Source organism: Ensifer canadensis (assembly GCF_017488845.2).
In the GTDB taxonomy this organism is placed as follows: Bacteria; Pseudomonadota; Alphaproteobacteria; order Rhizobiales; family Rhizobiaceae; genus Ensifer; species Ensifer canadensis.
This window is the reverse complement of record NZ_CP083370.1, coordinates 1,419,044-1,432,464: the sequence shown is the minus strand read 5'-3', so window position 1 is coordinate 1,432,464 and position 13,421 is coordinate 1,419,044. Positions and strand designations below refer to the sequence as shown.

Below are 13,421 nucleotides of genomic sequence, written 5' to 3'. Positions count from 1 at the left end.
GAACGTCATGGCGAAACATCGGTCACTGCTGGCGGTGCTAACCGCCGCAAGCATGCTCTGCATAAGCGTCGAGGCAAAGGCCGGGCCGCTCGTCGACGCCGCGACCAAGGCGGAACAATTGGCGACCTCCGGCGACCCGGCCAAAGCACGGGAACTCCTGCGGCAAGCGGTCGGTGATTTTTCGCAAACCCTGCCGTTCTCCATCGGCAAGGCCGTCTTCATCACCAAGGAACCGGCTGGCTATGCCATGTACGAGCCCAAGGACGGGACCGTCTTCAAGACCGGGGAAGCGCTCGTATCCTACGTCGAACCGGTCGGCCTCACCTGGAAGGACGCGGCCACCAAGGGCAAGTTGGAAACGCACTTCACCGTCGATTTCGACATCCTCAATCCCAAGGGCGATATCCTTGCCGGGCAGAAGGCATTTGGCGACTTCACCTTCACCGGTTACCTCAAGAACCAGGAGATCTATTCGACCCTGACGATCGACGTTTCCGGGGCTCCGGTCGGTGACTACGTGCTGCGCTTCCATTTCAACGATATCAACAGCGGCAAGACAGCGACGATCGATCAGCCGTTCAAGATAGCCGGACCGTGAGACAATGCCTGACATGATTACGACGATCGGCTTCGATGCCGATGATACGCTTTGGCAAAACGAACAGTTCTATCGCCTGACCGAGGCGCGCTTCGCCGAACTGCTCAAGGACCATGCCGACACGGAAAGCCTGCCCGCACGGCTGCTGGCCGCCGAAAAGCGCAACCTCGGCCTGTACGGTTTTGGCATCAAGGGCTTCGTGCTGTCGATGGTGGAGACCGCTGTCGACGTGACGGACGGGCGCGTCCCGTCATCGGTGATCGCAGAAATCCTTGCGGCCGGACGCGAGATGCTGGTCCACCCGGTCGAGCCGCTGCCACATGTCAAGGAAACGCTCGAGACGCTTCATGGCACCTTCCGGTTGGTGATGATTACCAAGGGCGACCTCTTCGACCAGGAGCGCAAGCTCGCCGCCTCTGGATTGGGCGATTACTTCAACGCCGTCGAAATCGTCAGCGACAAAACGGCCGCCACATACGATCGCATCTTCACACGCCACGGCGACGGCCCGGCGAAAAGCCTGATGGTCGGCAACTCGTTGAAGTCCGACATCGTCCCTGCCCTCGAGGCCGGCAGTTGGGGCATCTATGTGCCGCATGCCCTCACCTGGGCATTCGAGCATCACGACAAACCCGACAGCCATCCGCGCTTCCGCGAGATCGCCGATCTCGGTGGTCTGTCGGATGCACTGCAAACGTTGCCCGACGACAGCGCCGCGCGTCTAAATAAGACGCGCTAAGGTCGCTGTAGCCCTTTGAATTGCTGCCTGTTTTTATCCTTAAATCGAATAGGATTTAAGGAACCATGCAGTAGGGCTCTCGCCTGGACCAGAGCGGCTTTGACATCGTAAGTTGCGATGACGAGGCTTGTGGTCCTGCGCTTTAGGGCGACCCGAAAAGAGCTATGAAATCCGAACGAATCGGAGAAAGCTGCGGGAAACCGAAAGGCACGTTGAGGGAGAAACAGTTTGGCGGAGCTATTCGGGGCCACTGTCGCCATGGCGTTCACCAGCATGCTGATCGGGTGGATTGTCAGGAAGCTTTCCTCCACGGGCGTCTTTGCATCTCGCCTTGTCGGCTTGGCAATAATGCTATTCATCGCACCGCCGATCTACATTTTCGCGTCAGGCGGCCCGTATTTCCAGGCATTCTTCGCCTATAGCCTTGGAGCACTGCTTGCTGGCGCGATCTTCTATTGTCTGCGCCAGAAGGAAAAGGACGCATAAACTCCGCCCGATCCAAAGCGCCTTCCGCTTTGCGGCCGTCGAAATAGCCCGATCCACGGCCCGGCAGCGGGCCCGAAATTGCAATGCAGAGCGTATGTGCGCGTGCAGACGACCGGGTATCGCAGAGACGCTGGCAGCCATCGCACCGCTCGCGGAATCGGCCAGATCTGTGTTATGTGCCGCCATCAATCGAAATCGAGGTGATCGACATGGCCGAAAATTGGGAAAAGCCCGTAGCTTTGGCCCTGGAGGGACCGGAGAAATACACGACCATTACGAACACGACCGAAGCGTCCTGGGCGATGATCGAGGACTGGCCGCTCGAAGACAGCGCGCTGCTGACACTGGCACTCGATACGTGTGCTGCCGTGATCGAGGGCAAGCAACCGGCAGAGGCCGCCCGCAAAGCCTTCATCGATGCTGCGCGCGAAGCGGGCATTCCCGTCCGGGAGTAACCTTGCGCCCCGGCATAGAGCCCGGCTTACCCCTGTTACAAATGTACCTAAAGCGACGCGCGTCTTATTAGACGCGCAAGGTCGCTGTAGCACTTTGAATTACTGCAGGTTTCCTTAAATCGAATACGATTTAAGGAAAGTAGGTCGCCCTCCGGTGGATCGGCACTACCGGCTTCAAAGGCAAATTGGTCGCGCCCAATATAAAGCGACGCCTAAAACATGCCGAACGAGGCGCGAACATCCACAGTACGAACCCGGCCTACCCTTCCCCAATAACCCATTTGAGGGAGGAACAATTGGTGAAAGCGCCGGCAGCGGCTGAGGTCGTCCGGCTGCTCCAAACTCACCGTGAGGCTCACGCTATCGGCCAGCAAGAACGCGACAATCAAGTTTGGATGCAGAACCGCTTCGCCTTCGGACGATCCGCAACAATAAAGACTTCTGAAGACGCCATTTTTCGTTTCTCGACAGCCATTCGACAGCTGCCGTTCAGCTTCAATTAAGCCTAACTCCCAAATAGTGGGGACGATCATAAATCGAGGAAATCTGTGGTGGCGCTTCCCGGACCGGCTTTCATTCTCGCTCTCGTCGCCTTCATCGTCGTGGTACCTCTTGCGGCCAAGAAGGCTGAAGAGGGCCGGATTTACAGCCACAGCATCGCCACGAACTTCTAAACTGACGCCGCAGGTCTGCAACACGCCCCGGCGCACATCTCCTAAAGCTTGCCGTAACCATTCCTAGGTTTCGCCACCTCGACCGCGGTCGAAATACGGCATCTGCCGTATGTCACTGATCTCCCTGCCGATCTACGCCAAGGTTCCCCGTTTGCTAACCGTAGTGCGCCGGGTTCGAACCAAGGAGGTGGCATGAAAGCAGCCGCGTCCCAGGAGAGAACGGACCATTGAGATGCAGGTGATGATCGAGGGACAGTCACGCTTCCGGCCTTTCGGCTTACCTTATTGGGGTTTCGAAGATCTCAACAAGGGAGTTGGAAGCATGACTGCCTCTTATGATTACCATATCGGCGTCGACTACCACAAATCCTATAGTCATCTGGTGGTGCAGGACAGCAGCGGCAAGACGCTCAGATCGGGCCGGGTGAAGAACGATCGCCAGTCGCTCGGTGGGTTTCTCGAACGCTACCGCGAGAACTCGCATGCCGTGGTCGAGGCGACGCGCAACTGGATGGTGATGTACGACTGGCTCGACGACATTTGCGATGATGTCGTTCTCGCCCATCCTTTGAAGGTCAAGGCGATTGCCGACGCCAAGATCAAGACCGACAAGATCGATGCGACGGTGCTCGCGCATCTGCTCAGGGCCGACCTGGTGCCGGAGGCCTGGGCGCCCAGCGAACGAGCAAGAGACCTGCGCGTCGCCCTGCGCGAGCGGATGTTTTACGTGCGGCTGCGCACGATGACGAAGAACCGCATTGTCACGGTGTTTGATCGCTATCCGGAGCAGACGGCACAGCTGAAGAAGCTCGGGGATCTGTTTGGCAAGGCCGGCCGCGTCCAGCTGGCGCAAGTCAACGTCTCGGAGATCGACCGCATCCAGATCGACCGTGGCCTCGCCTTCATCGGCGACATTGACGTGCGGATCAAGCAGTCGGAAGCAACGATCCGGGCGATGACCAAGGCCAATGCCAACGTCAAGCTGTTGAAGACGATCCCCGGCATCGGCGAGTTCTTCGCCCGGCTGATCGACGCGGAGATTGACGATGTATCCCGCTTTCGCAATCCGAAGAAGCTCGCCGCCTATGCCGGACTGGTGCCCTCGACCTATTCCTCCGGCGGCAAGACCTTTCACGGCAAGATCATCAAGCAGGGCAACAAGTGGCTGCGCTGGGCTTTCGTCGAAGCCGTCACCCCCGCCATCGCCAGCGATGCGCAACTTCATGACCAGTACGAGCATCTGAAGATCAGAGGAACCAACAAGGCGCGTGTGGCGATCGCGCGCAAGCTTTTGACGATCGCCTTCCAGATCCTGCGTGACCAGCGCGCTTACGAGCCGCGCGGCACCAGCACCACGGAAGGCGCGTCGACGATATCCCGGCTGTCCTGATTGTCGTCTAGCGAGCCCGGCAGGACTGGGCTGCGCTCCTCAAGGAGAATGGGAAGCCGGGAGCCGAACGCCACTCTGTGACCGAAGCCAGCACGGCATCAGGGTCACGCATTGGAGACTGGTTCAAGAACCGAACGGCAGATGCCTGTCGCGCGGAAGGAAGAGATTTAGCCGATCGGCGAAAATGCCGATCAATAACCAACCGAACCCAAGGAAAAGCCGCCAATCGAAGGCGTTTCGCCCCTTGTGTTCTTTCATTGGAGACTATCAATGAAGATCATCATTGCCGCAGTGGCATCGCTCGCGTTTGCCGGCTCGGCCTTCGCCGCTGTGTCGTCCGCGCCTGTCGAAAAGCAGACAGCCGTCAAGACCCACATCGGTCTTGAACTGGCCTATGGCCGGAATCGCATGAACGCTATAAGTCGTGATGGACCTCCAGCCTCGGAAAAAAAGGCACAGGATAAACGTGGGGCTGCATCGAGTAACGGTAAGTCTTTTTACAACGGCAACTGAATTTTAGGAAAGGGCGGCCTCGGTCGCCCTGATTTCCGGATATTTTCACCCATGGTCGGGCGCACGCCCTTGGCGTATTTGCCCTGGCCCGAAACCCTATGTAGCGCATCGAACACCGGCGCGCGTTCCGCGGGCGTTGTTTCAAACCAGTGAGGGCAACACGGGCACATGAACTGGGCAACGAAAAATCCGCTGTTAGCCCTTCCAAAACGATAACGCCCAAGGTACTGAAAACGCCCAGTGCGGGCGTGGCGAAACTGGTAGACGCAAGAGACTTAAAATCTCTCGGCCTCGGCTGTGCGGGTTCGATCCCCGCCGCCCGCACCAGATGGCTGTTGCGGAAAGTGCTTCACGCGCAACACAGCGCGCCTACCCGCTCACCGGATGGCCCTACGTAAGTCCGCCTTTAGTTGGTGTGCCGCTTAGTGGTAGTAGAAGCAATCGCATTCGGCCCGCTGAGCATCATCGTGCCAGACCCTGACCGCCAGTTTCGTGCAGGCTCCCTTGTCCTCTAACCGCAGGCCAAGCAGGGAAACCGCTGCCGCCTTAGGGTTGAGTGCATCGACTTCAATTGCCGACCCTACCTGTTGCACGCCATTGCGGGCGGTCCAGGTGAAGATCTGAACGCTGTAGTGTTGCATTGAAAATCCTCCGCTATGCAGATGCAGTGGACGCAATACTCTTGCAGAAGCTTACGTGGAACGGACCGATCAAATTGTCCGAAAAGTCTGTCAACCGTCTTCGACGGTTGCCTCGGGTCGGTCACCGCCATCGGTATGCTCGAAGTGCCAGTCGCCTTTTTCGTCCTGGAAACTGATATCCTCGTCGTCGCCGCCGACCTGCTGTTCAGCCGCTGCGGCCTTGGCGGCCGCCAGCGCCATTTCTCGGCTGGGAAAGGGTTCCGAAAAAGCGTCGGCTGCCTTGTAGGCCCAACCGCCGTCGTGGGGAACGATGGAGTACGTGATGCGCGCCATGCTTCTCTCCCTGCACTCCGAAAGGCAATCCCGCCTTTCGCGGGCCGTTACCGCCCGGCCCAATATTCCTCCTCGTCAATGGCATTCTCATGCCGAACGGGGCGGATATTAACACAGGAATAGGCCGATAGGCCACTTTCGCGAATCAGAATGTGACAGGCCGTGCAACAACGAAAAAGCGGCCCTTTGCGGGGGCCGCTTTCCTTGTGATCTTTCAAGTCTTTTCCGTGGCTTAGGCTGACAGCTTCGTCGCAATCTTGGCGACATGCGCACCCTGATAGCGAGCGGCATCGAGCTCGACCGCCGAAGGCTGGCGCGCGCCGTCAGCGCCGGTGATGGTCGAAGCGCCGTAGGGCGAACCGCCCTTGATCTCTTCAAGACCCATCTGTCCCTGGAAGGCATAGGGAAGGCCGACGACGACCATGCCGTGGTGCATCAGGGTCGGAATGAAGCCGAGAATGGTTGTTTCCTGGCCGCCATGCTGCGTTGCCGATGACGTGAAGGCCGAGCCTACCTTGCCGACCAGCTTGCCCTGCGCCCAGAGAGACCCGGTCTGGTCGATGAAGTTGCGCATCTGCGAGGCAACGGTGCCGTAGCGTGTGCCGGCGCCAAAGATGATGGCGTCATAGTCCGCCAGTTCGTCGATAGTTGCGATCGGTGCGGCCTGATCCACCTTGTAGTACGATGCCTTGGCAACGTCTTCCGAGACCAGTTCGGGAACGCGCTTGACGACGACGTCGGCACCTGCCGATTTGGCGCCTTCCGCAACCGCGTTGGCCATCGTTTCGATGTGTCCATATGCCGAATAGTAGAGAACGAGAACCTTGGCCATAAATGCTCCTTTGGATTCAGGCAATTCCGCTTGATTACCGTCGCCTGCAGGATTTATCAAAATGCATCCGGTTGCCAGGAGCCGTACGGTCAACAGAGCGTCCTCAATTCTCGAACAATCACCTGATGCTACTGAACAATCATCTCACATAAGCAGGATCGCCAATGAGCAGCCCTAAGATCGTTACTGCCGCCATGGTCGCCATTGGCGACGAGCTGCTGTCCGGCAGGACCAAGGACAAGAACATCGGCCATCTCGCCGACATGATGACGATGGTCGGGATCGATCTGCGCGAGGTCCGCATCGTTCCCGACGAGGAAGCCTCGATCGTCGACGCCATCAACGCCGTGCGCGAGCGCTATGACTACGTCTTTACGTCTGGTGGGATCGGGCCGACCCATGACGACATCACGGCCGACGCGGTCTCGAAGGCTTTCGCTGTAGACTGCATCTATGACGAACGAGCCATGACACTGCTCGGCGCGATGTACGAACGCCGCGGCATGGAATTCTCGGACGCGCGCAAGCGCATGGCGCGCATGCCGGAGGGTTCCCGATTGATCCCCAACCCGGTCTCCACCGCACCGGGCTTTGCCATTGGCAACGTGCACGTGATGGCCGGCGTGCCACAGGTGTTCCAGGCGATGCTCGACGCGATCATGCCGGATCTGCAGACCGGTACGCCGTTGCTCTCGCAATCGGTCCGCTCGCCCTATGGGGAAGGCGACATCGGCACGCCGCTGACCGAAGTGCAGAAGAACCATCCGGAGACGAGCATCGGCTCCTACCCCAAATTCGACGGCAAGGTCTTCTCCACCGACATCGTCGTGCGGGCGCGCGATCCGCAGGCTTTGTCGGCGGCCGCTGCCGATGTGCAGGCAATGATCGATACGATCACCGCCTCCCGCGCCAAAGTCTGACGGCCGGCGGGAGGAGCCGGCAGATGTGGAAGGATGCGAAGCTCTTGCGCACCGGCCGTCATTGCCGCTATTGCATGTCGGCAAATCAGGATGAAGCGTCAGCGCCTGCCCGATCTGCCGGATGCTTCGCCTTTACCTCGTCCAGACAAGCCGGAGCCCAGAAATGTCCCTGCCCGATAAAGCCTTCCCCGTTTCCTGGGATCAGTTCCACCGCGACGCGCGCGCGCTTGCCTGGCGGCTGGCCGACCAGGGGCAGGAATGGCGTGCCATGGTCTGCATCACGCGCGGCGGACTCGTGCCGGCGGCCATTATCTGCCGTGAGCTCAATATCCGCATGATCGAGACGGTGTGCATCGCTTCCTACCACGACTACGACACGCAGGGACAGATGAAGGTGCTGAAGGGCATCGCGCCTGAGATTGCCAAGGATGGCGGCGAAGGCGTGCTGATCATCGACGACCTGACCGATACCGGCAAGACGGCAGCCGAAGTTCGAGCCATGCTGCCGAAGGCACATTTTGCCGCCGTTTACGCCAAGCCCAAGGGCCGGCCGATGGTTGACACGTTCGTGACCGAAGTGAGCCAGGACACCTGGATCTACTTTCCGTGGGATCTGGGCTTCACCTATCAGGAGCCGATCGCCAAGGGAACGCGCGGCTAATAATCAGCTAATGCCAACATGTACGCCCTCGGCTCGCGCCAGCGAACCGAGGGCTTTTTTTACAACGCCGAACGCTTCAGCCAAGCGGCGGGATCGACGTCACCAAGGTTTCGGCCGTCAACCCCGGTCCGGCACGCGCACCGGCAGCACCATGGCGCCAGACACCGGCCGCGGCAGCCTCGAAGGCCGGCATGCCCTGCGCCAGATGCGCACCGACAATGCCTGCGAGAACATCGCCGGATCCCGCCGTTGCCAGTGACGGCGGGGCGTTGGCGTTCACGGCAACCTTCCCATCCGCCCCCGCGATGACGGTATCGGCTCCCTTGTAGACAATTGTGGCGTGGCTGATCCGCGCCGCCGCCTGGGCCTTCTCGATCTTCGACAGCTTTTCGTCGCGAGCGATCTCGGGGAAGAGCCTGGCAAACTCGCCCTCATGCGGAGTCATCACCACCCTGCCGGCCGCAACCGCCAGCCGCTCGAACAATTCTGACCTGCGCTCCTGAAACGACGTGATGCCGTCCGCATCGAGAACCAGCGCGCGGTCGCAAAGTTGTAGCGCAAAGTCGCACGCTCGGTCGCCAACGCCGAACCCGGGCCCGAGAACAAAAGCGCCGAGCCTTGTGTCCCGCAACCAATGCTCCAGGTCCTGCCGATCATCGATCTCCCTCAGCATCACCGCCGTCAGTTGTGCCGCATTGATATCAAGAGCCGATTTCGGTGACGCCACCGTCACCAGACCGGCCCCGGCGGCAAGACCGGCCGCTGCCGACAGCCGCGCGGCACCAGTCGCCTGAGCTCCTCCCGAGAAGACAACCAGATGGCCACGGCGGAACTTGTGGGTCGACGCGTCAAGCCTTGACGCCTGATCTGACCAGAGCGCCGGCGTGTTGAGGCGCCAGCCGCCGCCTTGCGCCTGCACGATGCGAGCCGGTATGCCGATATCGACTACGTCAAGCGCGCCGGACAGGGAGCGGCCGGGAAGCAGCAGATGACCCGGCTTCCTCGCCATGAAGGTGATCGTGTGGCTTGCCGCGAATGCCGCCCTCCGGATTTGCCCGGTTCGACCGTCAACGCCGCTCGGCAGGTCGACGGCAATGACGGGCACGCCCTTAGCGTTGATCCTTTCAATTACTTGCACCACCTGTTCCGGCAGATCGCGCGAGAGCCCTGCGCCGAAGAGTGCATCGACGACAACATCTCCAAGATGCGGCACGAGCGAAGCAAGCGGATCTATCGCGCCATCCCACAGTTGCCGTGCACGGTCCGCATCGCCAGAAAGGGCGGCGGCCGGGTCGCCGAAGGCGAAAACGGCAACGTTCGCACCGCACTCGGCAAGCGCTGATGCCGCGACATAGCCGTCGCCACCATTGTTGCCGGGGCCGCACAGCACGACATAGCGTTGTGCCTGCGGAAACAACCTGAGCACTGCGGCAGCCACTGCCAACCCGGCGCGGCGCATCAGCAGGAAGCTGTCGATCCCCGATTGCGCGGCTGCCAGGTCTATAGCCGCCATTTCGGCCGGCGTAATCAACACGTCATGAAGCGAAGAGTGCATGCCTCAGACTTAACGCTCTGCGCCGGCCAACGGCAAGTGGCACGCACAAAATGCTATCTGCTCATCTTTGATGCATCTGCACATATTTATTGCTTAAATAACGTGCTTTGATGCCTTCCACGACCAGACCATCGTCGCAAATCCGAGGACACCGGTGGAAAACTTATAAAAAATAGGCAGACCTCCTGGCGGCAAAGGCATGGAAAGCAGCCACCGCTCGTCACCCAAAAGAAATTTTGCCACTCGGCAATCATTTTGCAGAAAAACTGGCATGCAACGTGCATATTGAGCGGCGAGCGGGCATGATCCTGCTTTAAAGGGAGAAGCGGAGAGACATTTTCTCATGAAAAAGATCGAAGCGATCATAAAACCCTTCAAGCTCGACGAAGTGAAGGAAGCCCTTCAGGAAGTCGGCCTGCAGGGCATTACCGTCACGGAAGCAAAGGGCTTCGGTCGACAGAAGGGTCACACGGAGCTGTATCGCGGCGCCGAATACGTCGTGGACTTCCTGCCGAAGGTAAAGGTCGAAGTGGTGCTGGCGGACGAAAACGCGGAGGCTGTCATCGAGGCAATCCGCAATGCTGCACAAACCGGCCGGATTGGCGACGGAAAGATTTTCGTTTCCAACATTGAGGAAGTCATCCGAATTCGTACCGGCGAAACCGGCCTCGACGCCATCTGATCCTCAGGGGCCACTCGGCCCTGCACTTTTCAAACCTCGTCATCTCACACAGGGAATTACTGACAATGACGACTGCAAGCGATATTCTGAAGCAAATCAAGGACAACGACGTCAAGTTCGTCGACCTGCGCTTTACCGACCCCAAGGGCAAGCTGCAGCATGTAACGATGGATGTCGTCTGCGTCGACGAAGACATGTTCGCCGACGGCGTCATGTTCGACGGTTCCTCGATTGGCGGCTGGAAGGCCATCAACGAGTCCGACATGGTGCTGATGCCCGATCCGGAAACAGCGCATATGGACCCGTTCTTCGCGCAGTCGACGATGGTCATCATCTGCGACATTCTCGATCCGGTTTCGGGCGAAGCCTACAACCGCGACCCGCGCGGCACGGCAAAGAAGGCCGAAGCCTACCTGAAGGCCTCCGGTATCGGCGACACCGTCTTCGTTGGCCCGGAAGCCGAATTCTTCGTCTTCGACGACGTCAAGTACAAGGCCGATCCTTATAACACCGGCTTCAAGCTCGACTCCTCGGAACTGCCGTCCAACGACGACACCGACTACGAGACCGGCAACCTCGGCCACCGTCCGCGCGTCAAGGGCGGCTATTTCCCGGTCCCGCCGATCGACAGCTGCCAGGACATGCGCTCCGAAATGCTGACGGTTCTGTCCGAAATGGGCGTCACCGTCGAAAAGCATCACCATGAGGTGGCCGCTGCGCAGCACGAACTCGGCGTCAAGTTCGATGCTCTGGTTCGCAACGCCGACAAGATGCAGATCTACAAGTACGTCGTGCATCAGGTCGCAAACGCCTATGGCAAGACCGCAACCTTCATGCCGAAGCCGATCTTCGGCGACAACGGCTCGGGCATGCACGTGCACCTGTCGATCTGGAAGGACGGCAAGCCGACCTTCGCAGGCGACGAATATGCCGGCCTGTCGGAAAGCTGCCTCTACTTCATCGGCGGCATCATCAAGCATGCAAAATCGCTGAACGCCTTCACCAACCCGTCGACGAATTCCTACAAGCGTCTCGTCCCCGGCTACGAAGCCCCGGTTCTGCTTGCCTATTCCGCCCGCAACCGCTCGGCATCGTGCCGCATTCCGTTCGGCACCAACCCGAAGGCCAAGCGCGTCGAAGTCCGCTTCCCGGATCCGACCGCCAACCCCTACCTCGCCTTCGCAGCGATGCTGATGGCCGGCCTCGACGGCATCAAGAACAAGCTGCATCCGGGCAAGGCCATGGACAAGGACCTCTATGACCTGCCGCCGAAGGAACTGAAGAAGATCCCGACCGTTTGCGGCTCGCTGCGCGAAGCGCTCGAAAGCCTCGACAAGGATCGCAAGTACCTGACCGCCGGCGGCGTCTTCGACGACGATCAGATCGATTCCTTCATCGAACTGAAGATGCAGGAAGTCATGCGTTACGAAATGACCCCGCACCCGGTTGAGTACGACATGTACTACTCGGTCTAAGACCGACGGGTCGGACGGCGGATGCCGCACCCGGCCCGAAACGACGTGGCAAGCCGGCGGGGTTCAAGGGACCCCGTCGGCTTGTTTTTTAGGGGCAACCTGCCGCGGAGGTGTAAGAAGGCAGGGAAGACGTACACGAAGCCGTGCATGGCACCCTATTGATGTTTTGGGTTTGGCAACCCAGATAATCCCTTGAAAGGATGTGTTGCGTCATGAAACAGAGAAACGCGAAATTCGAGATCGGACAGGTGGTTCGCCATCGGGTTTTCCCGTTCCGCGGCGTCGTCTTCGACGTCGACCCGGAATACGCAAACACCGAGGAATGGTGGAATGCCATCCCGCAGGAGATCCGCCCAAGCAAGGATCAACCCTTCTACCACCTGTTCGCCGAAAACGACGACAGCGAGTATGTCGCCTACGTGTCCGAACAGAACCTGGTTTCCGACGAGAGCGATCGGCCGATACGCCACGCTCAGGTCGACGCCCTGTTCGAGAAGGATGACATCGGGCATTACAAGCCCAAGGTGACGTTCCGCCACTAGCGGCCGATACTGCCGCCTCGCCCAAATGAAAAACGCCCGGATTTCGTCCGGGCGTTTCTTTATTCCTGGCGTGCGCCGAAGCGCTTAGTTCTGCTTGGCCGCCTTCTGGGCGTCTTCAAGCTTCTTGCGCGCGTCTTCAGCCTTCTTCTGCATTTCTTCCTGCAGCAGGCGCTGGCGCTCTTCGAGCTGCGACTGTTCGATCGGCTCGCCGTCGAAAATGCCGGTAAAGCCTTCGAGACCCATCTTGATCGGGTTCGGTGCGCGCTGGAAGTTGACGGAGGTGAAGACCACCTCGTTGCCCTTCTTCAGGCTTGCGATCAGCTGGTCGGACAGCGGGGCTTCAGCCACGCACTTGTCGGGCATGCAGATGGCGTAGTCGAGCTTCACCGGCTTGCCGCCGTCGATCTGCATCTGGACGCCGGTCGGGATCAGTCGCGCTGACGGCACCGAAATCTGCAGGACCTTGCGGTTGACCTTGCCGGTTACGGTGATGATGCCAACTGCGGTGACGAGCTGACCGTTGTTTGCTGTCAGCAGATTCTGAACGATGCAGACATCGTTGTCTTCCTGCTTGGTGCAGACCTTGAACCAACCCTGCGGGGGCTTGCCACCTGCCTGCTGGGCAGATGCAACGCCCGGAACGCCCGCAGCTGCTACAGAAAGCGCCAGCGTTGCCAGTCCCGCACGTTTGGTGAAGTTCGACTTGAAGATCATTGTGATTCCGTCTCCTGAAATCCGGTAACGGAACAATTCGTTCCGCAGGTGAGTATCGTCAGCCGCCGTTGTCCTGTTGGCCAAATAAGGCAAATGCATGACCCCGTTTCCGGAAACACCTGTTACATTGGCTCGTGCGGTTTATCCAGTGTTTCTTGCTTTTTTTTGACCTCTTGCCCGCCGGAATTTGCGTATAGCTTCGGTTGGAATT

General features: G+C 59.3%; 18 protein-coding genes and 1 tRNA gene. 14 read left to right on the top strand and 5 right to left on the bottom strand.

Annotation, left to right across the window (positions count from 1 at the left end):
• Positions 1-7 precede the first annotated feature (7 nt).
• The 9 genes from J3R84_RS07060 (at position 8) to J3R84_RS07025 (ending at position 5,182) form a co-directional block, all read left to right on the top strand.
• A complete protein-coding gene (locus tag J3R84_RS07060; RefSeq protein WP_025427028.1) occupies positions 8-598 on the top strand; it encodes a hypothetical protein in 591 nt (196 codons plus the stop codon).
• A gap of 4 nt (positions 599-602) precedes the next feature.
• Positions 603-1,337, top strand: a complete 735-nt coding sequence (locus J3R84_RS07055; protein WP_057210396.1) for an HAD family hydrolase — start codon at positions 603-605, stop codon at positions 1,335-1,337.
• A gap of 228 nt (positions 1,338-1,565) precedes the next feature.
• Positions 1,566-1,823, top strand: a complete 258-nt coding sequence (locus tag J3R84_RS07050) for a hypothetical protein (protein ID WP_025427026.1) — start codon at positions 1,566-1,568, stop codon at positions 1,821-1,823.
• A 209-nt stretch (positions 1,824-2,032) separates the two neighbouring features.
• Positions 2,033-2,278 (top strand): DUF982 domain-containing protein, encoded by a 246-nt coding sequence (locus J3R84_RS07045; protein WP_025427025.1) that lies wholly within the window; start codon positions 2,033-2,035, stop codon positions 2,276-2,278.
• A 299-nt stretch (positions 2,279-2,577) separates the two neighbouring features.
• On the top strand, positions 2,578-2,781 hold the full coding sequence (locus tag J3R84_RS07040) for a hypothetical protein (RefSeq protein WP_128090372.1): 204 nt from the start codon (positions 2,578-2,580) through the stop codon (positions 2,779-2,781).
• Positions 2,782-2,829: 48 nt separating this feature from the next.
• Positions 2,830-2,952, top strand: coding sequence for a hypothetical protein (locus tag J3R84_RS38455; protein ID WP_255569942.1), 123 nt, complete (start codon positions 2,830-2,832; stop codon positions 2,950-2,952).
• Positions 2,953-3,274: 322 nt separating this feature from the next.
• Positions 3,275-4,342 (top strand): IS110 family RNA-guided transposase, encoded by a 1,068-nt coding sequence (locus J3R84_RS07035; protein ID WP_025428410.1) that lies wholly within the window; start codon positions 3,275-3,277, stop codon positions 4,340-4,342.
• A gap of 270 nt (positions 4,343-4,612) precedes the next feature.
• Positions 4,613-4,855, top strand: a complete 243-nt coding sequence (locus J3R84_RS07030; RefSeq protein WP_025427023.1) for a hypothetical protein — start codon at positions 4,613-4,615, stop codon at positions 4,853-4,855.
• 242 nt (positions 4,856-5,097) lie between these two features.
• A tRNA-Leu gene (locus J3R84_RS07025) sits at positions 5,098-5,182 on the top strand.
• Between the two features lie 95 nt (positions 5,183-5,277).
• Here J3R84_RS07025 and J3R84_RS07020 read toward each other — a convergent pair.
• The 3 genes from J3R84_RS07020 to wrbA all read right to left on the bottom strand — a co-directional run bounded on the left by J3R84_RS07020 (position 5,278) and on the right by wrbA (position 6,661).
• Complete coding sequence (locus tag J3R84_RS07020) at positions 5,278-5,496, bottom strand: hypothetical protein (protein ID WP_025427022.1); 219 nt, start codon at positions 5,494-5,496, stop codon at positions 5,278-5,280.
• 90 nt (positions 5,497-5,586) lie between these two features.
• Positions 5,587-5,829 (bottom strand): DUF2188 domain-containing protein, encoded by a 243-nt coding sequence (locus tag J3R84_RS07015; RefSeq protein ID WP_025427021.1) that lies wholly within the window; start codon positions 5,827-5,829, stop codon positions 5,587-5,589.
• A gap of 232 nt (positions 5,830-6,061) precedes the next feature.
• Complete coding sequence (wrbA, locus tag J3R84_RS07010; protein WP_025427020.1) at positions 6,062-6,661, bottom strand: NAD(P)H:quinone oxidoreductase; 600 nt, start codon at positions 6,659-6,661, stop codon at positions 6,062-6,064.
• A gap of 164 nt (positions 6,662-6,825) precedes the next feature.
• On the opposite strand from wrbA, the gene J3R84_RS07005 reads away from it, so the two are divergent.
• The gene (locus J3R84_RS07005; RefSeq protein WP_025427019.1) at positions 6,826-7,581 is read left to right on the top strand and encodes a competence/damage-inducible protein A; all 756 of its coding nucleotides are present in this window, start codon (positions 6,826-6,828) and stop codon (positions 7,579-7,581) included.
• A gap of 163 nt (positions 7,582-7,744) precedes the next feature.
• On the top strand, positions 7,745-8,242 hold the full coding sequence (gene gpt / locus J3R84_RS07000) for a xanthine phosphoribosyltransferase (protein ID WP_025427018.1): 498 nt from the start codon (positions 7,745-7,747) through the stop codon (positions 8,240-8,242).
• A gap of 76 nt (positions 8,243-8,318) precedes the next feature.
• On the opposite strand, the gene J3R84_RS06995 is transcribed toward gpt, so the two are convergent.
• Complete coding sequence (locus tag J3R84_RS06995) at positions 8,319-9,797, bottom strand: NAD(P)H-hydrate dehydratase (RefSeq protein WP_203527188.1); 1,479 nt, start codon at positions 9,795-9,797, stop codon at positions 8,319-8,321.
• Between the two features lie 343 nt (positions 9,798-10,140).
• Between J3R84_RS06995 and J3R84_RS06990 the strand changes: the two genes are divergently transcribed.
• From J3R84_RS06990 to hspQ, 3 genes are all read left to right on the top strand, one after another.
• Positions 10,141-10,479: a P-II family nitrogen regulator gene (locus tag J3R84_RS06990; protein ID WP_025427016.1), complete on the top strand. Its 339-nt coding sequence runs from the start codon at positions 10,141-10,143 to the stop codon at positions 10,477-10,479.
• A 65-nt stretch (positions 10,480-10,544) separates the two neighbouring features.
• On the top strand, positions 10,545-11,954 hold the full coding sequence (gene glnA, locus J3R84_RS06985) for a type I glutamate--ammonia ligase (RefSeq protein ID WP_025427015.1): 1,410 nt from the start codon (positions 10,545-10,547) through the stop codon (positions 11,952-11,954).
• A gap of 212 nt (positions 11,955-12,166) precedes the next feature.
• The gene (hspQ, locus tag J3R84_RS06980; RefSeq protein WP_025427014.1) at positions 12,167-12,496 is read left to right on the top strand and encodes a heat shock protein HspQ; all 330 of its coding nucleotides are present in this window, start codon (positions 12,167-12,169) and stop codon (positions 12,494-12,496) included.
• Between the two features lie 84 nt (positions 12,497-12,580).
• On the opposite strand, the gene J3R84_RS06975 is transcribed toward hspQ, so the two are convergent.
• Positions 12,581-13,210 (bottom strand): invasion associated locus B family protein, encoded by a 630-nt coding sequence (locus J3R84_RS06975; protein ID WP_203527190.1) that lies wholly within the window; start codon positions 13,208-13,210, stop codon positions 12,581-12,583.
• Positions 13,211-13,421 lie beyond the last annotated feature (211 nt).